This window comes from Sphingomonas sanguinis NBRC 13937 (assembly GCF_001591005.1).
Classification (GTDB): domain Bacteria; phylum Pseudomonadota; class Alphaproteobacteria; order Sphingomonadales; family Sphingomonadaceae; genus Sphingomonas; species Sphingomonas sanguinis.
Map to the genome: position 1 here is coordinate 1 of NZ_BCTY01000052.1, position 23,650 is coordinate 23,650.

Consider the following 23,650-nt stretch of genomic DNA (forward strand, 5'->3'; position numbering starts at 1 on the left):
GGGGGGGGGTGTCCCGGCAGGAGAGGTCGGACACCCCTCGCGACCGGTGACACCCCTCCACCGTGCTTTGCACGGTCCCCCTCCCCTTCCAGGGGAGGAATAGGGCATCAATCCTCCACCAGCGCCGCCCGCACCGCACGCGCCACCTGACGGCTGGAGCGTTGCAACACGCCGCCCGCTTCGCCCGCCCCGGCGTTGATCGTGATCGCGACGCGCACGTCCCGCGCGCCGCCTGCGGCCCCCAGCGTCTCCACCCGCCCGCTGCTGGTCGGCACGAAAACCTCCGGCCCGCGCTCGCCGACCAGATAGGGCCGGTCGGGCGATACCGGCCCACCCGTCGCCCGCCCGGGCAGGCCGGAGACCAGCCCGCCCAGCAGTCCCGCCAGGCCGCCATTGCCGATCGCTCCCACGCCCTGCCGCAACGCCGCCCGCGCAATCTGGTCGAGCACCGACAGTGCGGTGGCCTTCAACTCCTCGAACCCGAACCGGCCGGTCCGCGCGGCGCGCAGCAGCGCGCCCTCGACCGTGCGCGCGCCCAGTTCCGCCGCATCGCCGAGGCCATGCGACAGCTCGGCCCGCATCGCCGCCATATCGGCGGTGAAGCCCCGCATATCGATACGAGGCGTGATGTCCTGCTCATCCATCCGGATACATCTCCCGCAAACGGGCCAGCGTGGCGGACGTCGGCGGTGCCTCGTCCACCTGCCCCGCCATCGCCGTCACCACGCTGTGAAGTTCGGCGGGGGTGGCGCGCCAGAAGCGGTCGGGCGACCAGCCCAGCACCGCGCCCGCCATCCCCGCCAGCCGCCCCGCCTCCTCGGCAAAGCTCATCGGCCGCCCAGTATCTGGCGCAGCAATTGCCGCAGCACGGGCGCGAGCGCCGCCAGCCCGAGTTCGACCAGCGCCTCGCCCAGCTGTTCGCGGCTCAGCCCCTCCGGCACGTCGCGCAGACAATGCCAGATCAGCGCTGCCGCCTCGCCCAGCGAGAGTTTGCCCTCGCCCGCGCGCTCGACCAGCTCGAACAACGGCCCCAGTTCGCCCTCCGCGGCAACCAGCGCCTGGAAGCTCGGCCGCACGATCAGCTCCGCGCCACCGACCCGGACGCTCGCCTCGCCGCGCACAGGGTTCGCGCTCATGCCGCCACCACCGCGCCGGAGCTTTCCAGCGCCAGCGTGTAGGTCCGCTCGCCACCAAAATCGCCCGAATAGTCGAGCCGCGTGACCAGGAACCGCCCGGTCATCGATCCGCCGCTCTCGAAGCTCAACCGATAGGTCTCGATCGTGCCCGCCAGCGCGTGGCCGCGCATCCGCGCCTCCGCCGCCGATCCGGTAAAGACGCCCGCGCCGGCTGTAGCCGCGCAAAAATTCCGAGCAGTAAATCGGGAAAACGAGCAATAAATCAGCGCGCCGCTGTCTGAAGCTCGTCATGCAGACGGTCGTGCTATGAACGCGCTATCGCCAGCGTAGCCGGCGACCGGTTAGCTGGCCCTCTCAATGGCGGCGGCCGCATCTAGCGGAGCTACGCCTTCGCCGGTCAGTTCGACTAGCGCCGCGTCGAGACAAATAGCCACGTTGCCCGCGCCGACCTCGTCCGCCGTGAGAAGGGCCTCAAGGATGAGTTGCCGCAAAGTGTTGAACTGTTCGCGTGTCACGTCCCAGCTGTAGAACGTAAGTGACGGACGTCCTAGCCGCGCTCTGCGGCAGCCAGAGAATTGCGGGTCTCGACGACCCACGTAAACACCTGATGCCAAGCGTGATCCGTCAGCACGACATAGGCACGGCGCTTGTCCTTTGGATCGTCGTGACGAACGACGAGCCCCTCTTCGACCAAGCGCGCAATCCATCGCAGCCCCGTCGTCTGGGCGACTCGTGCGGCGATGCACGTGCTCGATATGCTCACGCTCTTTCCCAGCGACTCGTTGAGGAACATATCCACCATGATGTCCCACGCCGGATCGGCAAAGAGCCCGGCGGAAAAGCGGGAGCGGCGGGCATCTTGGGCTTTCAGATAGGCCCGGACCCATTGGCTTAGCTGTCGAAACTCTTCGACCTTCTGTCTAGCGCAATCCCGATTACCATCGCAGCCAGACACGGGACCGCCCACACAGTGCTCACGGCATAATAGATTCTGGGCACGAACTGCGGAACGAAGACGACTGCACAATGGCTGATCGCGGTCAGCATCTGCGCTGCCGCCATCCATATCGGCCAGAAAGACCGGCTGATCAGCATCAGAGCTATCAACGCGCCCAGCAGGAGCAGGTCGATCAGCACCGCCGCCTGATGCACCGACGCGTAGGAGGGGGAGAGCTGATCGTCGACCCAGGTAAGCAGTACCGCGAGGAAAATCATTCCGGCTGCCCATCGGCCGTCCCTTCCGCCAAACAGGCCTGCGTAAATCAGGCTGGAAATCGTCAGGATGAGGAAGGTGATCTGTATCATGCGACGACCACCTTCCTCGCATCCCAGACGCGAAATGTAACCGCGTTTCGTCAGGCGACGACGCGCAAAGGCTTTGCTTCCTCGGCATTGTCGAGGGGGTTGTTCGAGCCTGGGCAACCAAAGCTGGTTTCAGCGATGTTGCTGCGCCGCTGAAGGCTGGTCATCAACACGGTCGCTTCGGCCATACCGCCCCGCGCGGCGACGAGGTCGCCCTGGCTCTTATGGAACGTCGCCAGCACACGCTGGCTTTCCTTTGCCGTCACACCTTCGCCACCGACATTGGCCATGGTGTCGAGAAACGAGATGGTGAGACTGGCGGCAGTGCGTAGCGCATGGTCGTAAGACCGGAAGGCGGCCTGTGCGTCGCGAGCCACGCTAGTGGCGGAAATCGGATCGACGTGAATCATGAAACCTCCGCAAGGGGGCTCAATGCAATGCGCGCATGGCCCCGACAAAAACGAGCGTCAGAGCCGACACGACGGTCACCAACAGACAGGTCACCCGCAACATTTCGCGGATTCGCCCGGCAACCGTCAGGTCGTTCTCACTGCCCCCGATTGGCGGTGGGGTCGCCATCGACAGGATGAACCGGCCCAACCGCCGAGCCACCTTCTTGCGGTCGCCGACCGGTTCGGAAAGGTCTGGCGATTGAGATACGAAACGTTCGGATTGCTCGAAATCCGCCAGCATTCGCGCTGCCGAGCGGCGATCCGCCGCCCCCAAATGTCCCATGGCTTGGCGGACATACGTGTCGACCGACGCCGGAGCCAGCTGGACGATCGGCGCGATTTCCTTCGACCGCAGCCCCTGTTGCACGAGCCGCAGAATCGCCTTTTGCTGGTCCGACAGTCCTGCAATCTGTTCCGGTGTGGCCTCCATACCGGACCGATATCATCAATATGTTATGGTTAACATGTCACCACCGGCGCCTCTGCCCGAATCGGCCATTAATTTACCGCGCCGCTGCCTGAACCTCGTCATGAAGCCGATCGCTCTGCGCGCGCGCCACCGCCAGAACCTGTCGCAGTTCCTCCCGGTCCGCATCGCTGACAAGGACCTTGAACCCCTCGTACAAGCGCATTGCAGCGGGGGTCGCGGCACCGACGATCTCAATCGCCTTCAGGATCGTGGCGAGGTCCATCAACAGCCTTTCCTATCCAAGAAATCACGCACGGCGGCGCGTGCATCCGCAACCTCGACGGCAAGGGTGGGAGCGTGCCGGTCATAGGCGACACGCGCGGCCGAGATCGCTCGATACGCCCGTCCGTCCAGGATGGCGACGCATCGCCGCTGCGACGCGTCGAGCCTGCCCGAATGCAGCGCGGCCAGTTCGCCGACCGCCACCGTCTGATAGGCCCGTTCGACCGACAGCGCCGCTTGCTCGGCCAGCCGCTGGTCGGTGCGCGTCGTGGCGCAGCCGGGAAGCGCGACGATGATCGCCAGCACGCCCGGCACGACGAACAGCGCGCTCTCCATCCGGCCTTTCACTTCGGGCCCCGCAGGCGCTCGACCGACTTCGCCAGCCCGTAACCCGATGCCAGCGTCCCGATCAGCAGCACGATGTCGGTAGGGATACCCGCCAGAAACGCGGTCGAAGCGGCGACCATCGCGGCGGCGGCGCGGGGCGAGACCATGGCCACCAGCCCTACCGACGCCGCCCCGGCGGTGGGAATCATCATCAACGCCCCGACGCACAGCGGCCGGATCGACCGGGCAAGTGCCGTCATCCAGGCCGGAGCGCCCGACCCCAGGTCGAGCGTGTCCAGCCCACCGGCATCTCCGCCCAGGCGCAGGCCCTCGGCCAGCATCGGATCGAAGGCGATCGGCGGGGGCAGTCCTGCCGGGTCGTGCGTTCCGTTCTCCAATGGCGAGGGGAAACCGTTGTCGCGAAGCGGCGGGGTCATGCGGCCTTCCTGATGGTCGGGGGGAAAGTGAAAGCGACGCGCTGGGCCCAGCCCAGCACGAAATCCTCATTGGCGGCGCGCAGTTCGGCCAATTCGATGTAGCGCGCGCCCTGAAGCGCATTGAGGTAGATCAGCACGGCATTGCGGCCGACGATCCCGCGCCGCGCGATCAGCGCGCGCAGGGCGGCGGCGGTCGCGGGACCGGCACTGCCGTCGACCTTGAGGTCCGGATAGTCGCGGCCCTGCCGGTTCAGGGCATTCAACACACGCTGGAGGAAGGTCACCGCGACACCGACGCCCATGTTCACGGCGGTGTCGAACAGCTCGGCGGCGGTGTCGCGATCGACGGCGGCGATCCAGTCCAAGCCGATCCTGTCCCAATACAGGCGACGGTAGATCGACAGCGCCCGCGCCTTGGGCAGGTCCGCCATCGCGCCGGTATAGCCATCGGCGCGGGCCACGGCCTCGGTAATGCCCCATTGGGTCGCGCCGCCCCGGTCGGACGGGTGATCGCTGTACCCGCCCTCGATGCCGAGCGTGTGGGCGGCGGACTCTTCAAAGGGTAAAAGGGTAGCCATGCCCTACCATAGGAGATGCGTCAGCGCCGCGTCGGGGTGCGCTGGCGCATCAGGCCCAATCCCCGATCGCCATCGCGAGCTTGGACGTGCCGTCGGCCTGCCGCTCGAACGTTTCGAGTTTGGGGAAACGTCCCCAGTGAATACGCTCGTTCAGACCGAAGGTCGCCGCCTCGTCCTCGATCGCGAGGAAATCGCCGGTCGTGCCCAAATCGAGCTGCATGGCGTACAGCCGGTCGCGCAGCTCGTCCGTCAGGTCGACCATCGTCCAGGCATAGCCGCCCGCGACCGCACCACCCTCGCCGCCGAAACCGCCCGACCAGAGCCGGTCGGACCGGCCGGTATCGACCAGCGGGCGGCCCGAGCCATATTCGTAAGCCGACCGTATCGCCTGCCCGACGACGGCAACCCCCGCGCGGATCGGCGCGGCGGCGGTGACGCGGAGCTGGACGTATCGGGTAACGACCGGCGCAGGCAGTACGCAAAGCCCGTGGCGCAGGACCGGCGGACGGCGATAGCTATGCCCAAAGACGCCCTGCACTGCCGCGCCGTCGAGGCCCGGCACGACGGCAAACCCATCGGCGGCGCTGGCGGTGGTGAAGCCCAGGACGACGCGGTCGATCGCCTGGGCGCTGCCCAGGTCCAAGACGATGGTCGCGTTGGCGGTGGACGCCGCGAACGCCTCGCGTGGCGACGGCGTCGCCAGATTGGCGAGCCCCGCGCCGCCCGACGATCGCGCTTGGTCGACGGTGAAGGCGATGGGATGAACGATCGAAAGCATCAGGCCCCCACGCGTTTCAGCACGGTCAAAGATGTGGTGTTGTTGTCCAGCTCCTGCGCCCCGAGCACGAAGACGAGGTCGCCCGGCCGGTAATCCAGGCGCGAGCAGTCAGCGGCGATGCAACGGCCTTGCAAGTCCGCCCGCGCACCCGCCACGATCGCCACGTCCTCGACCAGAGGATAGCCGTAGAAATCGGCCAGCCGCGCGCCCTCGGACTGTGCCCCCGCCTCGGTGGCGAAGGGCGAGGCGGACGCGATGGTCCGTCCCTTGGGGAAATGCGTTGCCGCTACCGTGGCGACGGGCAACTCGCGCTGGTTCGCTTTGAGCTGTGCCGCGTAACCGGCGGCGACAGGCGCGTCAGCCATGTTGCACGTCGATCCACGCACGGCCGCCGCGAATGGCCCAGACCTTGCCGATGCGACGGCGATACTGGCGGTCGGTCAGGCTGTCGTCGTCCTTGACCGCGACGGCCTTGATGGCGGCACCGTCCTGGACGGGGATGATGTAATCACCCACCGCGAAATCGCCGGAGACATTGCAGGGGACCTGTCCGCAAAAGGCGATGCGGTCGACACGGACGCGCGCCGCTTCCAGCTGCGCCTCCCATGCCGGAAGGTCGCGGGCATAGGCCGCCTTGGCATCTGCCCAGGCCGCATGATTGGCCTCAAAGGTGGCATGGGCAGCGGGATAGGCGTCGGTTGCAGCCTGCCATTCGGCAAGTGCCAATGCGTAATCGCGCTCTGCGACAGCGAAGGCGAAGCGGGCCTGGAGCCATTCCGCATACACCGGCCCCTCCTCGTCGGGCTCTGGGCCGGGCTCGATCGGGGCGACCGGCGCAGGGCCGGGCTGAACAGGCGGCATGGGTTCGGCACCCGGCAGTTCGGGCTTGGGCGGCAAGTGGGTCGCCCAAGTATCACCGCCGACCAGCGACGGATCGGTCGACTTCACCACGAAGCTGATCGCATCCGACCAGCGATCGGTCAGCTTTCCGTCGCGATCGACGCCGCATACATCCCCCTTGGCGATCAGCCCACAGCCATCCGCCTTGACCATGTACTCGGCATAGTCGGCGCCGCTGGCGTTCACCGTGCCACCAGAATTGATCGACCTGTTCGTGTCCGTGTTCCGCCCGACATTCATAGCGGCACCGGCCGAGCTATAGCCATGCGCGGCAACCGCATTGAAAGCGGCCGATTGGCTTCCGGTCGTCGATGAGAAAACGGCCATAACGGCCGATCCCTGCGCGACGCCCTTGGCGATGACGTTTGCCGAGCCGCTCGCCACACCGACGAGGAAGTTCCCGCCAACATCGAAACGACCGCGTTCAACTACAGAAGTACCAAAAGTTATCGCACCGCCAACGCACTCGTTGTAGATGTTGAAATCGTCGCTGAGCGAGCCATAGCCCAAGTACGACTTGCGACCGCCGGCGTCATAAAAACTGACATAACCGTTTCCGCCGCCACGCGCGGCCGGTGTTTCAAAGCGCGCGATCTCGCCGCCTACCGCCGCTTTGACGTGATGCCGTGCGGCTGGAGCCGTCGTGCCAATGCCGACATTGCCAGTGTCCATGATCCGCACCTGCTCGGTCGCGACACCACCACGCGCGGTGCACAGAGCAAGCTGACCAGCATCGACAAACGTCCCGGTCGCCTGCACCGAAGCAATCCGCCCCACCAGCGACCCGCTCGGCGAATAGAAGTCCTGCGCGATATAGGTCTGATCCGCGCCGTTATTCGGATTGGCCACCGCGATCGTGCTTCGCAGGTCCATTCGACCGGATACAGAAAGGCCGTCTGGCCCCACCACAGCACGGTCTGCGCCGCCCGCCGTCAAGGCCAACCGGTTGTCACCGAGCCAGCGCAAGCCGGTATCCTGATCATTCAGGCCCCGGACGCCTGGCGCGGCATTGGTGCCGGGCTGGAAGATGCCTTGGAGAACGGTGTCGCGGTAATTGCCATAGGTGTTCTTCAGGTCGACGGCCGCATATGCCAGCGACCGGATATAGTCCTGGGTCGGCTGGACGCGGAACTGCCCCGTCCCGCCCTGCCCATTATACGGCGTCCGCAGGATCAGCTTGTTGCGGCTGTCCGCCCGGTCGATCTCCATCGGGAGGCCGTTGGGACCGATGCACGCGTCGCCGGGGAAGACGTTGCTGACAAAGTCGACATTGCCGTCGCCAACCACCTCCAAGCTACCGGTGGTGAAGGTCGCCGTACCCGTGTACCACATGAATTTACTCCTCGATCGCGACGATGGTCAGGCGCTGGATGACGCCCTCGGAAAGGGTGAAGCCGCGCGACAGAGCGAGGCGAAGGGTTCGATTGGCGGTGGACTGGACGGGATCGAGCACGGTGAAGCCGCCCCCGATCGAGGCGGTGAAGGTCGCCCGGCCGGGCGCGTCGCCCGGCGAAGGCTTCAACCCGCGAAAGGTGACCTGCTCGGTCGTCCAGCTGCGCTGATCCAGCTGCGCATAGGATGCGCCCGCGAAAGCACGGCTCAGCGTGATGGTCGAACTATCGCGCTGGTCGTTCTTGGAGCCGAAATAGATGGCCCCGCCATCGTCGGATGTCGCGTTGAAGGACGCAACCGTTCGATTGAACTGGTCGAGCCCATCATTATCCGCAGCGAATGTGCGGGTATACTCGCTGTAATAGGACCAGCTGGCGACATAGCGCACCGGCTTTCCGTTCGATCCGAAAGCAGGAACCTCCGCCACCGCATCGGCGGCGAGGCTGCTTGAAGCGCTGCCATTGCGCAGCGTACCAGCCGAGAAACTGCCCCCCGTGTACACTTCACCGTTGATAGTCTTGTAGGTAATCGCATTGGCGCGGCTGCACTTGTCGACCGCCATGGTCGGCCCGAACCATTCCACCAAATCCTTGGCGACACCGAAGCCCACGCCCTCGACGGACATGAACGCGCCGGTATTCTTGATGAGCAAGCCAGTCCCCAACCTCAAATCGGTGTTGATGAGATTGAGCGATCCGGGGCCTTTCGCGCCGCCGACCAGCTGGAGGCCGGTGATGTTGCCGTCGACGTCGATCTTGAAGGTAATTGTGCCCTCGATCTTGCCAAGCCGGTCCACGACGGCCTTCATGGCCTGCTCCAGACCGACGCCCCCGACGCCATCGACCTCGGCCCGGACCTGCCGGATGGACTCGGCCGCTGCATCGTCCCGGCTCGTGGTCACCCGCGCCAGATCGGCGATGGCCCCGCGCGCCCAAGCTAGGCCGGTTGCCGGATCGTTGACCTGGCCCTCCAGAAGGTCGAGCCGACGAATGGCCGCCGTGTTCTGCGTCGCCACAAGTTCGCTCAGTGAGGTCAGGGCGGTCCGCGTCTTTTCCAAGCCGGTTTTCGGGTCGGTCACGATCGCGCGCAGCTGCGTGATCGCATCGACATTCGCCTGCGCTGCCTCGGCCGTCACTCGCTCCAGACGCGACAGGTCGGATTGGGTCGCCGCTAGCCCGGTGGCCTGATCGTCGAAGCGCGCTCCCAGCGACGTGATAAGCTGCGTCACCGCCCGGATGCGATCGGCGGTGCTGCGCGCCTCTTGGTCGAAGCGCGCGTCCGCCGAATCGATCCGCGCGCGCAGCCCCTGTCGGGCAACCGCCTCCGCCTGGAAGCCTGCGACAAGGGTGGTGGTCAGCTGCGAATGGATTTCCGCCAGCGACGTGATGAAGCGGCTCTCGGCCTGATCGCTGCCCAGGATACCGCTCAGGAGAGCCGCATCGGCCTGCGACTGGCCACGCGCCTGCTGGCGGATCGTCTGCTCGATGCCCGCGATCCCGACACCCGCCGCCAGCGACGTCTTTTTCAGCGAGGCGATCTCCGCCGATTGCTGGCTATTCTGGACACCCAGCGCATCGATATCCTGCGCCAGCACCGCATCACGGTCGATCGACAGGAACCGGTCCTGCACCGATCGCGCATCGAGGTCGCGAAGCCGCAAGCCGATCTCTGTCCGCGCCCGCGCTTCCAGCGCGTCGCCATCGACGATCTTGGCGTACAGCTCCTGTCGTAACAGAGCCTGTGCGGCCAGCCGCAGCTCGTCCGCCTGATGGTCCCCCAGGATCGACGCCAACAGCGCCTGATCGCTCTGACTGCGCGCGGCGCGCGACTGGCGCAGCTCGACGCTGTAGCGCGACACTTCGCCATAGGATTGCAGCAGCTGCTCGGCCGAGCCGATCCGGGTCAGCGCCTGGTCGAAGCTGGTCTGCTCGACCTTGCTGGCGATCAGCCCCTCGGCCGCGCTGATACGCTGCTCGGCATTGGTGATGCGCGCGACCGCCTTGGTCAGCTCGACCAGCTCGGCTTTCGTGCGGACCTCCGCCTTCAGCGCGTCATAGACCACCTCGACCGCTGCGATCCGCGCCAGCAGCGGCTCCAGCTGGGCGACCTGCTCGGGGTTCAGCACCGCCTTCAGGATTTTCTCGTCCACCTCGGTACTGGTTGCGCGCAGAGCAATTTGCCCGGCCTGCGCGTCCAGCGTCGCCTCGACCTTCGTCTGACGATCGCCCAGGCGGTCGAGCGCATAGGCATAGACCTTGCCGGTGGCCGGATCAGTGATGAAACCGGCGTCGCGCATCCGCGTATCGGCCGCGTCCGACATCATCAGGAGCTGAAGCGTCGCGGCGGCCAGCTTGCCTTCCGCCCGCTGGAGCTGACGCTGGGTCGCCGCACCGTCCAGCACGACGCCACGCAACTGCGCCAGCGCCACGACGGCCGCGTCGTCGCTCTGGCGCAGGCGATCTACCGCATCGTCCAGGTCCTTTTGCGCTTCCTTCAGCTCGGCCGTGTCTCGGCCGATAGGCTCGATGCGGTCGAGCTGGGCGACGACCGTGGCGGCCGGACGCCCCGCGACAGCCTTGGTATCGGCCGCCGTATTCTGACCGGTCACGTCCGCGCCCTTCTGGGCAGGTTGGAGGTCGGCGACCTTTTGCCCGTCAGGAAAGACGACATCGCCCGCCAGTATGGCGGCGCTGATTTCGCCATCGGTGTGGACGCGGTGGTTTTTCTGGAAACCGACCTTGACGCTGGCAACCGGCGCATAGGCGGCGCGGCGCTCGACATCCTCGAACGTGATGGTCTCAACCGGGTCGGCAAAGGCGATGGGCCGCAGCGCGAGACGGCGATCGGCTGTCACCCCCCAGGACAGCGAGGCGCGAAGACACAGCCGATCCAGCATCTGGGCGGGCGTTTCGCTGGCGTCGTCCGCGTGAAGCCCGGCCGGGTCGGGACGAAGCCCCGCCAAGGCCGCCAGTCCATCCAGGCCCGGCCCCTCGGCCGCTGCCGAAATGGCGGCGGCGATGCCGGGCACATGCTCGACATAGCCCGCGCCCAGTTCACCGCGCAGGTCGGCGGTCAGGGTGGACGGCTGTGTCCAGAATTTCACGCACGCGATGGAGGGGGCGGCAGCGCATCCCCCGTCCGGCACCTGCGCAGCCTTCAGCGCGTCGAGTGTGGCGGTGACCGAACCGGCCCAGGCGACAGTGACGATCGTGACCGGCCGCCCCTTGTCCTTGATGGCGTCGAACGCACCAAGCTGGCGGGTCGGGTCGCCGAACTCGTAGACATTGTAGGCGGCGAGAAGGACGCGGCCCTCGACGTTCCAGCACCGGCCCCAGCTGCGCCGCTTCACGCGGCCCTTTGCCGCTGCGTCGCCCTCGATGCCGCCGGTCCCGGCGAACGTGTCCTTGACCAGCGGCTCACCCAGGCGGCCCGCCATGTCGGACAGGGTGAACACGAACCGCCCGGCGCTGACCGAATAACCCGCCACCGTGCCCGCCAGCCGGACCTTGAACGACGGGTCCGCCGCCTCGTCGTCAGCGACCGACACGGTGATGGCCGCGTCGTTCCAGATCAGCCCGGCAACCAGCGCCCTGGTCGATGCCATGGCGGGCGAGAAGCCGATCGCGCTGGCCTGCGCCACCGCACCACCGGTAAAGCCATCCTTGCCGAAGCCCAGCGACGATTGAAGACGCGGCAGGCTGATGACGCCCGCGCGCCAGTCGCTTTGCCCGTTGAACAGATAATGGCCGCAACCGCCGCCCGCGAGGCGGATGTCGACCGGCTGGCCGGTCGCGTCGCTGGGCCGCGCCTCGACGATGACCGTCCTCATACTGTCAATTCCCGGCCGAGAATGTGGCGCTCGACAAGGCCAAGGTCGGGGGCCACGGGCGAGGCTTCCCGCCGCGCGCCCTGGTCGACCAGCGCCTGGAGCAATTCGGTCTGGGCGTCGGCCGCCTTGACCATCTGCGCGGTCAGCGCATTGCCCGCCTCGATCGCGCTCGTCTGTGACGCCTGGACGCCTGCGGCCGAGTTGACGCGGTTCGTCTCGATATCGATCAGCGCGCGCGCCGCCGCCGCCGCCGATTTGCGGTCGGTGGCATATTCGTCGCCGCCCGTGCCGAACGCCTCTTTGCTGGTCGACAGGAGCTGGCGGTAAAGCTCCGCCACCTTGTCGGCCGCGCCATCCTTGCCCGCCTCGGCATCGGCGCGGGCGGTGGCGATGTCCTTCAACAGCGCGTTGCGGCGATCGGCGGCGGAGCCCTCGAACAGGTCGCCGGTCGACATGCTGGTCAACAGGTCCTTTAGGCTGCCGATGCGCGATTTCAGCGTGTCTTCCAGAAGCTTGGCACGTTCGGTCGCGTTCAGCTTTTCGACCTGGAGGAGGTCGAGGCCATAAGCCTTGGCGATCCGCACGCGATCGGCGGCGGTCTGGTCGAACGTGTCGAAAATGCTCTTGAGCTGGCCCGTCAGGCCGCCCAGGCTCTTTTCCAGGTTTTGGACCTTGATCGCCTCGGACAGCGCCTTGTCCAGCGAGGACGAGGATTGCAACGCCTTTGCAACGGCAGGCGACAGACCCTTGACCGCACCGTCCGCGATGGCGTCGCGGATAGCGATCTCGATCGCGACCGCTTCGTCCTTGCCATTGTAGAGAAGGCCGGAGCCGGGATGCTTGTCGGACACCCGGTTGCTGCCGCCCCCATCGACCCGGAAATAATCCTCGCGCTTGCCGATCGAAACGCTGAACGCGCCGGTCTGCGCACCGAGCTGGTCGGCGATCTTCTGGATGCCGTCCTGCACCGACTTGGCGGTGCCGGACAGCTTCTCGGTGACCGAGTCGGCTCCGCGCGTCGTCGCCGCGCTGTCCACGGAGGTGATGGTGGCGCTTCCCGACTTCGGCCGGGTGAACAGGTTGCCGACCAGCCCGCCGATCAGGCCCAGCGCGGCCCCCGCGCCGGGAATGCCGGTCAGGCCGCCGATCATGCCGCCGATCGCGCTGCCCGTGCCGTTCGTCTTGATGCCGATCATGTTCGCGATCGACGACGCGGCCTGCCCCTCGAACGCGCCCGCCAGTCCCTTGCCTGCATATTTGCCGAAGCCCTGGCCGATCTTCGACGCGGTCTCCGGGTTGGTGAATAGGCCGATCGTCTTCGTCGCGATGCCGCCAAGCGCGCCCGCGAACAGGTCTTGTGGGCTCTTCACGCCACGGCGCGGCGCGGTGACCGTGAAGTCGCCGGAGTCGCCCGCATCGGGCAAGGTCGACGGGGTGGCGTCCGGCTTTTCGCCGCCGTGTGCCGGTACATGGACGGCTGCATCGCCAAGATCATCCTGTCCCAGACCATGACGACCGACAACGGGTCGTCCAGAGCGCAGGGGCAGGTTCATGCCGATGTGAAGCTGGAGATCGTCGCGGCCGATGCCGATCTGCTGGCCGACACGTTCAATTCCGGCCCGGCGCGGTGGTGGACCAACCTGAATTACGGGCCCGACGTCGCCAGCCCGATGGTCGTGCGGATCGTCGAAAAGGAGGACGACCTCCAGACGGCGGCGGAAACCGACAAGGCGCTGGCCGAGCTGGGCTGGGTGCGGACGGAAGAGAGTTTCAAGGATCGATATGGCGACGGCTATGTCCGCAAGACGGCGGCCGACCCGCTCAGGCCGCCAGTCGACGGCACCGCGACGCCTCCGGCCGCGAACGACGACGTAGCCGCCCCGGAAGACCCGCCCGCCGACCCGGCGATCGCGCTGGCCGAGCCCGCTGCCCACTCCGATCGCGACGATATCGACGGCGCGGTGGACGCGATCATGGCCGATGAAGGGTGGACCGCGTCTGCCGCCGACATGATCGCGCCGCTGGTCGATAAGTTGCGCGCGGCCGGGTCGGTCGAAGACGCGATCGCCGTACTGGAGGCCGCCGCCGCCGATGACGCGGCCGAGCGCCTGGCCGAACGCATGGCCCGCGCGACCTTTGCTGCCCAGGTCCAGGCGATGACCGGATCGGAGCCGCACTGATGGCTGACGAGATGGATTTGTCGGTCGAGGTCGCGACGCGAGAGCTGTCGCGCCTGATCGCGATTGCAAGCCAACCGGTGGCGGTCGGCGTGGAGGGGGATTGCCGGGAATGCGGGTGGCACTCGCCCCGGCTGGTCGGTGGGCGCTGTGCGCCGTGCCGGGACGGGCGCTGACCATGGCCGCCCGCTGGGACCGTGATGTCCTGCCGCACCTACCGCCCAAGGATCGCTGCCCTTGCGAGGCCTGCAACGCCAAGCGCATAGCCCGCTGGGCCGCACTATCGCCCGCTCAGCGCCGCGCGCTGCTGGCGGTGCACCCAGAGTCCCCACGCCACGTCCCCGACGTGCTCCGTGCGGGGGTGCGCTGGCGGACCCTTGCAACGCTGCTGCAACGCCGTCGCGATCGGCCTGCACTGATCGAACAACTGGGTCTGAAGACATGGTCGCTGAACAGCGAGTCCATGCCCTTCCTGCGCCTGTCCCAGGCGGGCCGCGACCTGCTCGACACGGTGCAACGGTGAAGCGTCGCCCGCCCGTCCGCGCGCGTCAGGCGGATCAGGGCGACATTGCCGCCGCCTGGGTCCGGCGCGGCATCAACGACCTGGACGATACCTATCCGGCCGAGCTGGCGCGCCCCATCGGTTGGATACCGCCCAGCCGCGACCGCCCGCCGCCCGAATGTCCGCCCGCGCTGGTCCGTTACTGGCTGCTTGGTTGGGACCGCCGGGCGGCCGTCCGCCTGCGCTGGGACGACCAAGCCGCGCAGATGGAAGCGCAGCTCGACAAGGCGCGGCGCTTCCTGGACCGCAATTCCGAGCCGGGCAAACTGAAGCGGTCGAGTATGCTCGCACTCCGTTTCTACGTTCTGGCGACCGGCGATCTGGGTCCCGACTATGCGTGGACGTGGTTCCAGAACCGCATGGCCGACCTGCGCGACGAATATCGCGAGGCCCAGGCGGAGGGGTGGGTGTGAAGCGCAACCCCGGTTTTTGCCCGCGCGAAGCGACGGCCAAACGCGTCAAGGGGACGCTGCGCAACGGCGACCGCTTCGGCGCACCCGGCGGCTGGCCTGCCGATGGCCGCACCGGCTGCCGCTGGTCGCTGACCGGCCATCCCCACGATATCGAATTTTACGAGGTATACGGGTGACGGTTCCCTCGCTCCGCGCCACCATCAACCTGCCCGCCACCGACACCGTCGCGGCGTTCGAGGCGCGGGACAAACTCCGCCCGACCGTCCACTGGACGGAAATGTGGCAGGCCGACCATGCCCGCGCCTTCACTGTCGCCAAGGTCGCGAACCTCGACCTGCTGGCGACCATCCGCCAGTCGCTGGACAAGGTGATGCGCGACGGCGGGACGCTGGAACAGTGGAAGGCGGGTTTGGTCCCCGAGCTGCAAAAGGCCGGGTGGTGGGGGATGGTCGAGAACAAGGCTCTGACCGGCACTGACGATCCGGTATTCGTCGGCGGCCGACGCCTGCGCACCATCTACGACACGAACCTGCGCATCAGCCGGGCGGCCGGGCGGTGGAAGCGCATCCAGGAGATGAAGGACGTCCGGCCGTACCTGATGTACGTGTCGATCGGCGACAACCGGACGCGCCCGCTGCATCGGCGCTGGGGCGGTAATGACCCCGCGTTTCCGTTCCGCATCATCCTGCCCGTCGACCATCCGGCCTGGGCGGTGTTCTATCCACCGAACGACTGGGGGTGCCGCTGCTCGGTCCGTCAATTGTCCCAGGCCGAACTCGACCGCCTGGGTTACCGCGTCACCACCGATGCCGAGCTGGAGCGGATCGGGTGGATGACGGCGGATGGTCAGGTCGGCGGACGGTTGCGCACATTTTGGCGTAAGGGGGCCGAGAAACCCGAAGCCGTGCCGGTCGGGGTCGGTCCGGGCTTCGCCTACAACCCCGGAGTTTCCGGGATGCAGGCGGTGGCGGAAAAGGCGACCCGCTCGCTGGAGGAAATGGCTCCGCTCGATCTGAAGGCGGCGCGCTATACGCTGGTCGATCTGGTCAAGTCGGACGCCTTCCTGGAAACGCTGAACGAGCCGAACGGCGTCTTTCCCGTCATGATCCTAGGCGACGAGGCGCGGGCGGCGCTGGGCGCGAAAAACCATGTCGTGGTGCTGTCGAGCGACAGCTACGCGAAGCAACGCGGTCTGACCGCCCGGAGCGCGGGTCACACCGATCTGACCGTGCCGGATTACCGCCTCTTGCCCCGCATCGGGGCAGCACCCGACCACGTCATCCGCGACCGTGACCAGCATGTCGTTTTGTGGAAGCTGGACGGCGAGCGATACCTGCGCGCGGTCGTGAAGGTCACGGCGTCGGGCGACCAGATGTATCTCCAAAGCTACCGGGTCGGCGAGGCGAGGAACCTCGCGCGCGAAATCGCGACGGGCAACCGCGTCGGAGGAAAGGTCGACGTTCCACCCGCCAGTCCCGAGACCGGCCCCCGTGTCGCTGCAACCGTGGCGTTGGACAGGCTCGGCCCCGATGCGACCCGCAAGGACGGACGCAGCGCGATGCAGGCACTGGTCGAGGCGGCAAAGGCGGACCTGCCCGCGACGCAAGCCGCGTTGGAGGCATTTGTCGCGTCGGATCGGTTTGCGGCTGTCGTGGAAAAGATGGGCGAGGCACCCGCTCTTGCCCTGGCGGATGATCTGCGCCGCCTCCTGGGCGCGCCTTCCGGGATCGCCCGCATCGCGCGCGACAATCTGCCCGCGATCATCGGCGATATCGATGGGTTGGGGGCTTTCACCCAGGAGCCCGACGAAATCCGCCGGGATGGTCAAGACGCCGTACTGATCCGCAGAGTCGGCGATCGGACGATGATGCTGCGCCTTCGGCCAAAGGCCAGCTTGCTCCAAATCATCGCTCTGCGCGTATTGCAGGCGGAGGAGTTGGCGGCGATCCTGGAATTGCCGATATGGTGATGGAAAGTGCGTCGCGCGGCGAGGTCTGGCTGTCCCTCACAAGCGATCCCGGATTGCTCCGGTCCTACGGCCGCCAGTTTCACCGTGTCACGCGCGACGCATAACCGATTTAGGTGCGCCAACGCCCCCCGACAAGCGGGGAAATGCGTCGCACTGTCCTCCTGTTTGAATATGGAGGTCCGCTTGCCCGTCCAATCCTACTACCGCAGGGCGATCGCGCTCGCTCTGCTCCTTGCTCCAGCGCTGGCGTCCGCCCAGTCCAAACCGATCGCCGCGCCCGGTTCCTTCGTGCCGCAGGGGGCCGTCGCCTATGGCGCGTCTGGCGCGGCGGCGACGCCCGTGACACCGACGACACCGCTCCCGGTGATGACGCGCGGCGAGTCGTTCCAGTTGGTCACCGCCAATGCCCCGGCGGCGGCGGTGGCGCTGGTCGGCGGGGCCTATGTCTTCTCCCAGCTTTGCACCAACTATGGCAGTATCGCGCTTCGCTATCGGGGGCCGGACGGCGCGACCATGACCACATTGGTGTCAAAGACCGCCGCCGACAGTGGAGGCGGGACGGTCTTTTCGTTCGGGACGAATGCGATCGTCGATGCGGTGGTGTCGGGCACGACCGGTTGCAACGCGACGCTGGCGAGGATGCCGTGATGTGGCGGCTCTCTATCGTATGGGCCGCACTGGCCGCCCTGATCGCCGGTCCGGCCTTTGCCCAGGCGGTGGGCACGACGCCCGTGGCCTTTGCGGGCGGCCAGCCCGCCGGTACGCCGATCGCGCCCGCCTGGACCTTTGGCGCATCGTCGTTCCGAACGGCGGGTGCCGACCTGTATCGGATGTCCGCGTCGGACGCGAACAGACTGACCGAGCTGTCGGACTTGTATCTGCCGCCGCAGCCGTCGGGCTGGCGGATCGTCTTCACCAATTTCGGGCTCGATTCCAACAGCCGCCCCGCCGGAATCGCTCGCGAGTTGAAGCCCGGCAACGCGAACACGCTGGACTATGTCGTCGCCTTCACCGCCGCGAATGGAGGCGGGACGCGAGTCGTCCTCACATTCGGTGGCGCGGGTACGACGGTCATGCAGGACGGCGGGTTCGCGATCAGCGATCCCGTACCCAGCGCCTGGCCGGGCGGGTTCCTGCGAACGTCGATCAGCACGGCCATGGGGGCGGCTCGATCGCGTGGCTTTACCAGCATGGGCCAGCTCGGCGAGGTGCGTCGTCATCTTGCCGCCCCGAACGCCGCCGCCGCATCGGGCGGTTCGATCGCCAGCGTCGGGATTACCGCGAACACCACCAACGGCTATTCCCCCGTTGCGGTGCTGGTCCCTTGGTCCCGCCAACCATCCGTCTTGGAAATCGGCGACAGCATCACCCAACAGGATGACCTACCGCAACTTGCCAGCGCGCGTGGTATGGTGGGGAGCATCACGCGCGGCCTGGATGACGACGCGGTGACCGGCCGTTTTGGCGTCGGAAATTTCGGCCACCATGGCGCGCAGATGGCGGACTTGATGGACCTTTCGGATGGTCGGTTCGGACTCCGCTACAAGCTGCTGGCCTATATTCGGAACACCCTCAACGGCGGGCAGGTGTGGCCTTTCTCGACCATCTGGTCACAAGGGCTGCGCAACGACTTCTCGGCCATGGGTTACGCCTCCACCGATACGACTGTGTCCGTCACAGCCGACATGCAGGCCCGCGCGGTGGCTTGGTGGCAGTTCCTGGCGCGGACGTTTCCCGGCGTTCCCATCGTGCAGTCGACGATCAGCCCCAGAACCGTCGACAACACCCTGGCGCGCACGACGCTGGCATCGCAGAGCGGCAACGGATTGGGGAGTTCGCAGCCGCTCCAGACGGTCAACGACTGGATCGTGGCGCGACCGGCCCCGCTGGCCCTGTCGATCGATCTACGGGCCAGCTATCAGGCTCCGGACGATGGTAGTGGCGTGCCGAAATGGAAATTAACCCCGCTGGCGTCTGCTGGGGGCGGCACGTTGGTGACGGCGCTCGCGGCCGGTGCCGACATCAGTAATGTCGCCGTCAAATTTGCCGCCGCTACGCCGTCGCAGACAGGGGAATATCTCGTCTTCGAGCCGGGCAGCGCCAACATGGAAGTAGGTCCCCAGCTCGGGACATCGACGATCATTAACGGTGATGGGACCTTTACCGTAAAGCCGCCGTCCTACTACGCGATGAAGCGTGCCCATGCAGCCGGTTCGATCGTGACGACGACTAACAGCGCTGACGGGACGCACCCTTCATCGGCGATCCAACAGGCAGCGGCCGTTCAGGTGATCGCCGCCAAGTCGGCCATTGCCAATCTGACAGTGCGGTAATCGTCGAGATCGCAAACTGTCACACGAGAGGCTGCATGCGGGTTGAAGCACCGTTTCAACGGCCTTTTTGGGCCGTTAACTGTCACAAGCGTGACACTTCGCCCGTCGAGCCTCCGAAAGCTCGGATTTCAGCCATTGTCATCCCAGTATGGCCCAGAATGGCCCGCCCAATCCCACCGTCTCACGGTGTGACAGTTCATGATCCCCTACACCGGCCACGCTGACATGCCGCACGCCCGCCCCCGATAGCAGCTCGCGCCAGCCGCCCGAATCCTTGCTGGTCACCACCACCGTCTCGCCATTGATCGACAGCTGCGTGGTGCGCAGCCCCGCCATGGTGGCGAAGGCGGGCGGTTCCGCCCCGTCGCCGATCTTCAACAGAAAGGCGCTGCCCTTTTCGATTGCCATGTCCTGTCCCCCTATTGTCCCACGCGCCACAGCCGGGCGCGCCACTCGACGCTTGCCGTCCAGCGCGCGCCGTTCTTCGCCATGCGGGTCGCCGTCACGCTCAGCCCCGCGACCCGCCATCCGTCCGCCAGCATGTCCGGCAGCGCGATCGCCTCGACCGCCTGCATCGCGGTGCGCAGGCGAAGCGGTCGTTCGCCCTCATCGGTCAGCGTCAGGGCCACGCGTAGTTCGCGCCCCTCGATCCCCGCCGCGCCCCAGTCGCCCTCGCTCGGCTCGCCCAGCACCGCCTGGGGCACGCCCGCCCGCACCGGCACGGCATCGAACAGCGTCACCGCCAGCGGCTGCAACACCGTCCTCAGGGCGCTCAGCAGGCCGCTGCGCAACGCCTCGCGCGCGGTCATGCGCGCCTCGGGTGGTCGAGTCGCATCCGCCGCCACGGCCGCCACAAGGCCGCGACAGCGGCGGGCGGCACGGCGGCGGCATCGCGATTGTCGAACAGGTGCGCGCCCATGATCGCCACGCCATGCGCGATCTCCGCCGGCAATCCCGCCCAGCTTTCGGCCAGCCCCGCGCGATAGCGCACCGCAACCGGCTCGCCCGTCCGTACCCAGCCGCGCCCGTCGCGATCGATCTCGCCCGCAGCCCCCGACAGGATCGCCACCACCGGAACGGCCGACAGCGCCTGCCAGTCGACCGCGCCCGCGACTCGCTCCTCGACGGCTCGCTGGATTAGCACCTGCCCACAGAAGGATTCGGCCAGCCCCAGCGCCACGCCCGCCACCCGCTCGACCAGCGCCGCCTCGTTACCCTCGTCCAGCCGCAGCAGCGCGCGCACCGCGCCCGCCGCCGCCGTCACGGTCGAAGGCGGCAGGGGCTCCATCGTCCCGCTCATCATGTAAACTCCTTCATCGATACAAGTTGCGACAGGCTCGACACACGGGCGTCACACTTGGAGAGCAGAGGGTGGTTCAGCCGCTGCCCGCCTCCCCCTGGGCATCGGCCATGCCGACCCTGCGCCCCCCGGCCGGGTTCGGTATCCTCCCTGAACTACGGGGCAGCCCCCTGCCGGCTGCCCCGATTTTTCGGAGGGATCAGTTCACCGAGAACTTCATCAGCTTGATCGCCTCCGAGTCGCTGACGCAGCCGCCCACACGGCGCGTGGCGTAGAAGGTCACGAACGGCTTGTTGCTGTACGGATCGCGCAGGATCGCGGTCTCGGCCCGCTCGGCGATCAGGTAACCCGCCTGGAAATTGCCGAAGGCGATGGCGCAATTGTCCTGCGCGATATCGGGCATGTCCTCCGCCTCGATCACCGGATAGCCGAGCAGGGTCGCGGGCTGGCCCGCCGCCAGGCCGGGTGCCCACAGGAACTGGCCGTCGGTCGTCTTCATCTTGCGGATGCGCGCCGAGGTCGCCGCGTTCATCACGAAACACGCCCCCTGCCGGTACGGCGCGCGCAGGCTCTGGACCAGATCGACCAGCCGCTCCTCGCCGCCATTGGGGAAGCCGCCATTCGCACCGCTCGCCAGATATTGCAGCGTGCCGAACGGGCGAACGCCGTCCTTGGCGGTCGAGATGGCGTTGGTCAGGAAGCCCTTGGGCCGGTTGACGCCCGAGCCGTTGACGAAGGCCTGCCCCTCGGCCCGCGCGAACTCGGTCGCGATCTCGCCCGCGAGCCAGCCCTCCACGTCGAAGGCGGCATCGTCCAGCATCGCCTGGCTGGCCGAAGGGTTGGCATAAAGCTCGCCCATCGGCGGCGCGAGTTCGACGAAGCTCGGCGTCGCGGTTTCCGGTCGCGCCGCCGTTTCGCTGGCCCAGCCCGATGGCGTGCCGCCCGTCGTCACCAGCTTGCGATACCCCGCCGACCCCACCGTCACCACGTTCGCGATGGCGCGGATCGGCGAGACGCTCTTCAGGACCGAGGCGATCGCCGCATCGATCTCGCGCGGCACGGCGAAACCGCCGCTGTCGCCGGTGGTCCCGGTAAAAGCCTTCAGCTCGACGGTGGCGCCGCTGCGCACATAGCCGTCGAAAGCACCGCTCTTGGCCCGCGCACCGTCCAGCACGGGTCGTTCGATCACGTCCATATCAATCCCCCTTGGTTGAAGTCTGAATCACGCGGGCGAGCGGTTGCATCGGCACCGTCACCAGGCTGATCTCGATGAGCTCGGCCGACAGGATGGCGCGGGTGCCGCCCTGATGGACGACGCGCGGCCGGTATCCAACCGACAGCCCCGCCACCGCCCCCGACCGCACCAGCGCGGCCAGCGCCGGGTCTTCGACCGTCCCTGCGACCGACAGGCCGGTCTCGTCCTCGGCCAGCGCGGTGATGCGGCCCATCGGTGTCCCGCGATGCTGCCAGAGCAACGGCACCTCGCCCGCGCCCGCAAAGGCCCCGCGCCGCATGACGTCGCCCGCCCGGTCCATCCGGTCCCAGATCGCGGCATAGCCGGTGAAGGAGAGACTCATTTCAGCCAGTCCTCCATCCCCAGCCGCATCGCGATCCCCGCCAGCAGCAGCGCGCCGAGCAGCCGCGTCAGCCAGCCGACCGCGCTTTTCCACACCGATGACTTGGCTTCGCGCCACGCGGTCAGCAGTTCGCGCAGTTCGGCGACATCCCCTGCGGCGTCGGCATCGGCGAGGCCCAGCCGGGTGAGCGCCCGCGTCGCGCCCAGCTCGCCCGCTTCCTCGGCGACCGCGCGCAAGGTTACGAGGTCCGCGCCGCTATCCGCCGCCTGCGCCAGCAGCCGCGCCAGAACGTCGCCGCTCATGACAGGCCGACCATCTGGCGCTTCTCCGCCGGATCGAGGAAATCGGCGCTTGCCGCCATTTGCCACAGCATCTGGCGCTCCTCGGCCAGCGCGGTGACCCGGTTGATATCGACCGACAGGCTCGCCCCCTCGAACCAGCCCGCCAGTCCCTGCGCCAGGCCGCTCAGGATTCCGCCCGCCAGCGGCAGGATCGCCTGTCGCCACAGCGCACGATTCGCCTCGCGATAATTGGCATAGGTGTTGTCGCCGGGCAGACCGAGCAGCATCGGCGGCACCCCGAACGCCAGCGCGATCTCACGCGCCGCCGACGACTTGGCCGCGATGAAGTCGAGTTCGGCGGGCGTCAGACTCATCGCCTGCCACTTCAGGCCGCCCTCCAGCAGCAGCGGACGTCCCGCATTGCCACTGCCCGCAAAGCCTTCCATCTCGGCGCGCAACCGCTCGAACTGGTCGGGCGTCAGCGTCGAGCCGTCACCCGGATCATAGACCAAAGCCCCCGACGGCCGCGCCGCATTGTCGAGCAGCGCCCGATTCCAGGAGGCGGCCGCATTGTGAATCGCGATCGCCCCCGCCGCCGCGCCCAGACAGCCCAGCCCATAATGGTCGTCGAGCGGGTGGCAGCTTTTCAGATGCACCACCAACGGCTTCACCGGATCGACCGGCAAGGTCGTCACCCGCCCCCCGGCGCGGTAGAGATAGGCGGCGGGCCAGCCACTGGCGTCCAGCTCCATCGTCACCCGCTCGGGGCGCAGCGCGAACAGCTCCGCCACGTCGCCCTCGGCATCGCGCAGGATCTGCACATAGGCATTGCCGTGCAGCAGCATGTGCGTCGCCACCGTCTCCAGCAGCGCCTGACCCTCGCTACGCGCCGCGACCAGCGCGACCAGTTCGGGATGCGAGGCGCTGAGCGGCGCATCGGCCAGCCCGCCCGCCACCATCCGCACCGCGCGCTGCGCCACCGGATTGCGGAGATAGCCCTCGCGCACCTGGGTTTCATAAGACGGAGCCGACCCCGTCAAGGGCACTCCCGACCGGGCCAACCCCAGCCCGAGCAGAGGACGCGCGGCCCCCCGCCCGGTCTTGCGACCGAATATCCTCATGATCGAACTCCTCTAGCTCCTCCCCGGCACGGGGAGGTGGCAGCGCGCAGCGCTGACGGAGGGGGGCTTCCACGCAAGGTCACCCCTCGCGGCGA

Annotated in this window: 31 protein-coding genes and 2 pseudogenes; 8 read left to right on the forward strand and 25 right to left on the reverse strand. The window is 67.4% G+C overall.

Annotation, left to right across the window (positions count from 1 at the left end):
• Positions 1-107: 107 nt before the first annotated feature.
• From SSA01S_RS16005 to SSA01S_RS16085, 18 genes and pseudogenes are all read right to left on the reverse strand, one after another.
• A complete protein-coding gene (locus SSA01S_RS16005) occupies positions 108-644 on the reverse strand; it encodes a hypothetical protein (protein WP_061781166.1) in 537 nt (178 codons plus the stop codon).
• Positions 637-831, reverse strand: a complete 195-nt coding sequence (locus SSA01S_RS19635) for a phage tail assembly chaperone (protein WP_061781167.1) — start codon at positions 829-831, stop codon at positions 637-639. The genes SSA01S_RS16005 and SSA01S_RS19635 overlap by 8 nt, the downstream gene beginning before the upstream one ends.
• Complete coding sequence (locus tag SSA01S_RS16015; protein ID WP_061781168.1) at positions 828-1,136, reverse strand: gene transfer agent family protein; 309 nt, start codon at positions 1,134-1,136, stop codon at positions 828-830. The genes SSA01S_RS19635 and SSA01S_RS16015 overlap by 4 nt, the downstream gene beginning before the upstream one ends.
• A pseudogene (locus SSA01S_RS16020) lies at positions 1,133-1,354 on the reverse strand (phage tail tube protein); the annotation flags it as partial. The pseudogene SSA01S_RS16020 and the gene SSA01S_RS16015, both read right to left, overlap by 4 nt.
• Positions 1,355-1,477: 123 nt before the next feature.
• Entirely contained in the window at positions 1,478-1,651 is a 174-nt protein-coding gene (locus SSA01S_RS19640) for a hypothetical protein (RefSeq protein WP_156477865.1), read from the reverse strand.
• 32 nt (positions 1,652-1,683) lie between these two features.
• The gene (locus SSA01S_RS19855) at positions 1,684-1,938 is read right to left on the reverse strand and encodes a winged helix DNA-binding protein (RefSeq protein WP_061781169.1); all 255 of its coding nucleotides are present in this window, start codon (positions 1,936-1,938) and stop codon (positions 1,684-1,686) included.
• A gap of 89 nt (positions 1,939-2,027) precedes the next feature.
• Positions 2,028-2,441, reverse strand: coding sequence for a hypothetical protein (locus tag SSA01S_RS19860; RefSeq protein WP_061781170.1), 414 nt, complete (start codon positions 2,439-2,441; stop codon positions 2,028-2,030).
• A 50-nt stretch (positions 2,442-2,491) separates the two neighbouring features.
• Entirely contained in the window at positions 2,492-2,848 is a 357-nt protein-coding gene (locus SSA01S_RS16035; protein ID WP_061781171.1) for a hypothetical protein, read from the reverse strand.
• 19 nt (positions 2,849-2,867) lie between these two features.
• Entirely contained in the window at positions 2,868-3,320 is a 453-nt protein-coding gene (locus SSA01S_RS16040; RefSeq protein ID WP_061781172.1) for a helix-turn-helix domain-containing protein, read from the reverse strand.
• A gap of 73 nt (positions 3,321-3,393) precedes the next feature.
• Entirely contained in the window at positions 3,394-3,585 is a 192-nt protein-coding gene (locus SSA01S_RS16045; protein ID WP_156477869.1) for a hypothetical protein, read from the reverse strand.
• Positions 3,582-3,929 (reverse strand): hypothetical protein, encoded by a 348-nt coding sequence (locus SSA01S_RS16050; protein WP_156477871.1) that lies wholly within the window; start codon positions 3,927-3,929, stop codon positions 3,582-3,584. The genes SSA01S_RS16045 and SSA01S_RS16050 overlap by 4 nt, the downstream gene beginning before the upstream one ends.
• On the reverse strand, positions 3,926-4,345 hold the full coding sequence (locus SSA01S_RS16055) for a hypothetical protein (RefSeq protein ID WP_061781174.1): 420 nt from the start codon (positions 4,343-4,345) through the stop codon (positions 3,926-3,928). Before SSA01S_RS16055 ends, SSA01S_RS16050 begins: the two co-directional genes overlap by 4 nt.
• Positions 4,342-4,923: a glycoside hydrolase family 108 protein gene (locus tag SSA01S_RS16060; RefSeq protein ID WP_061781175.1), complete on the reverse strand. Its 582-nt coding sequence runs from the start codon at positions 4,921-4,923 to the stop codon at positions 4,342-4,344. The genes SSA01S_RS16055 and SSA01S_RS16060 overlap by 4 nt, the downstream gene beginning before the upstream one ends.
• Positions 4,924-4,972: 49 nt before the next feature.
• Positions 4,973-5,701, reverse strand: coding sequence for a hypothetical protein (locus SSA01S_RS16065; protein WP_240954639.1), 729 nt, complete (start codon positions 5,699-5,701; stop codon positions 4,973-4,975).
• Positions 5,701-6,066, reverse strand: coding sequence for a hypothetical protein (locus SSA01S_RS16070; protein ID WP_061781177.1), 366 nt, complete (start codon positions 6,064-6,066; stop codon positions 5,701-5,703). Before SSA01S_RS16070 ends, SSA01S_RS16065 begins: the two co-directional genes overlap by 1 nt.
• Positions 6,059-7,933 (reverse strand): hypothetical protein, encoded by a 1,875-nt coding sequence (locus tag SSA01S_RS16075; protein ID WP_061781178.1) that lies wholly within the window; start codon positions 7,931-7,933, stop codon positions 6,059-6,061. Before SSA01S_RS16075 ends, SSA01S_RS16070 begins: the two co-directional genes overlap by 8 nt.
• A gap of 4 nt (positions 7,934-7,937) precedes the next feature.
• Entirely contained in the window at positions 7,938-11,822 is a 3,885-nt protein-coding gene (locus tag SSA01S_RS16080) for a coiled-coil domain-containing protein (protein WP_061781179.1), read from the reverse strand.
• On the reverse strand, positions 11,819-13,246 hold the full coding sequence (locus tag SSA01S_RS16085) for a hypothetical protein (protein WP_061781180.1): 1,428 nt from the start codon (positions 13,244-13,246) through the stop codon (positions 11,819-11,821). Before SSA01S_RS16085 ends, SSA01S_RS16080 begins: the two co-directional genes overlap by 4 nt.
• 45 nt (positions 13,247-13,291) lie before the next feature.
• Between SSA01S_RS16085 and SSA01S_RS16090 the strand changes: the two genes are divergently transcribed.
• The 8 genes from SSA01S_RS16090 (at position 13,292) to SSA01S_RS16125 (ending at position 19,276) form a co-directional block, all read left to right on the forward strand.
• A complete protein-coding gene (locus SSA01S_RS16090) occupies positions 13,292-14,002 on the forward strand; it encodes a phage portal protein family protein (RefSeq protein WP_061781181.1) in 711 nt (236 codons plus the stop codon).
• A complete protein-coding gene (locus SSA01S_RS16095) occupies positions 14,002-14,175 on the forward strand; it encodes a hypothetical protein (protein WP_061781182.1) in 174 nt (57 codons plus the stop codon). Before SSA01S_RS16090 ends, SSA01S_RS16095 begins: the two co-directional genes overlap by 1 nt.
• Positions 14,176-14,177: 2 nt before the next feature.
• Positions 14,178-14,522: a hypothetical protein gene (locus SSA01S_RS16100; protein WP_061781183.1), complete on the forward strand. Its 345-nt coding sequence runs from the start codon at positions 14,178-14,180 to the stop codon at positions 14,520-14,522.
• On the forward strand, positions 14,519-14,974 hold the full coding sequence (locus tag SSA01S_RS16105; protein WP_061781184.1) for a hypothetical protein: 456 nt from the start codon (positions 14,519-14,521) through the stop codon (positions 14,972-14,974). The genes SSA01S_RS16100 and SSA01S_RS16105 overlap by 4 nt, the downstream gene beginning before the upstream one ends.
• A complete protein-coding gene (locus SSA01S_RS16110) occupies positions 14,971-15,150 on the forward strand; it encodes a hypothetical protein (protein ID WP_061781185.1) in 180 nt (59 codons plus the stop codon). Before SSA01S_RS16105 ends, SSA01S_RS16110 begins: the two co-directional genes overlap by 4 nt.
• On the forward strand, positions 15,147-16,943 hold the full coding sequence (locus SSA01S_RS16115) for a phage head morphogenesis protein (RefSeq protein WP_082795144.1): 1,797 nt from the start codon (positions 15,147-15,149) through the stop codon (positions 16,941-16,943). The genes SSA01S_RS16110 and SSA01S_RS16115 overlap by 4 nt, the downstream gene beginning before the upstream one ends.
• Before the next feature lie 183 nt (positions 16,944-17,126).
• Positions 17,127-17,591, forward strand: a complete 465-nt coding sequence (locus SSA01S_RS16120; RefSeq protein WP_156477873.1) for a hypothetical protein — start codon at positions 17,127-17,129, stop codon at positions 17,589-17,591.
• Positions 17,591-19,276 carry a hypothetical protein gene (locus SSA01S_RS16125; RefSeq protein WP_156477875.1) on the forward strand — a complete coding sequence of 562 codons (1,686 nt, stop codon included), beginning with the start codon at positions 17,591-17,593 and terminating at the stop codon, positions 19,274-19,276. Before SSA01S_RS16120 ends, SSA01S_RS16125 begins: the two co-directional genes overlap by 1 nt.
• Positions 19,277-19,480: 204 nt before the next feature.
• Here the strand turns inward: SSA01S_RS16125 and SSA01S_RS16130 are convergent.
• The 7 genes and pseudogenes from SSA01S_RS16130 to SSA01S_RS16160 all read right to left on the reverse strand — a co-directional run.
• Positions 19,481-19,684 (reverse strand): annotated as a pseudogene (locus tag SSA01S_RS16130) (phage tail tube protein); the annotation flags it as partial.
• Positions 19,685-19,695: 11 nt separating this feature from the next.
• Entirely contained in the window at positions 19,696-20,085 is a 390-nt protein-coding gene (gene gp17 / locus SSA01S_RS16135; protein WP_061781188.1) for a tail completion protein gp17, read from the reverse strand.
• Entirely contained in the window at positions 20,082-20,579 is a 498-nt protein-coding gene (locus tag SSA01S_RS16140) for a head-tail connector protein (protein ID WP_061781189.1), read from the reverse strand. Before SSA01S_RS16140 ends, gp17 begins: the two co-directional genes overlap by 4 nt.
• A 196-nt stretch (positions 20,580-20,775) precedes the next feature.
• Positions 20,776-21,771 (reverse strand): phage major capsid protein, encoded by a 996-nt coding sequence (locus SSA01S_RS16145; RefSeq protein WP_061781190.1) that lies wholly within the window; start codon positions 21,769-21,771, stop codon positions 20,776-20,778.
• A 1-nt stretch (position 21,772) separates the two neighbouring features.
• Positions 21,773-22,153, reverse strand: a complete 381-nt coding sequence (locus SSA01S_RS16150; RefSeq protein WP_058734547.1) for an HK97 family phage prohead protease — start codon at positions 22,151-22,153, stop codon at positions 21,773-21,775.
• Positions 22,150-22,455 carry a DUF6127 family protein gene (locus SSA01S_RS16155; RefSeq protein WP_058734548.1) on the reverse strand — a complete coding sequence of 102 codons (306 nt, stop codon included), beginning with the start codon at positions 22,453-22,455 and terminating at the stop codon, positions 22,150-22,152. The genes SSA01S_RS16150 and SSA01S_RS16155 overlap by 4 nt, the downstream gene beginning before the upstream one ends.
• Positions 22,452-23,555: a phage portal protein gene (locus tag SSA01S_RS16160; protein ID WP_061781191.1), complete on the reverse strand. Its 1,104-nt coding sequence runs from the start codon at positions 23,553-23,555 to the stop codon at positions 22,452-22,454. The genes SSA01S_RS16155 and SSA01S_RS16160 overlap by 4 nt, the downstream gene beginning before the upstream one ends.
• Positions 23,556-23,650 lie beyond the last annotated feature (95 nt).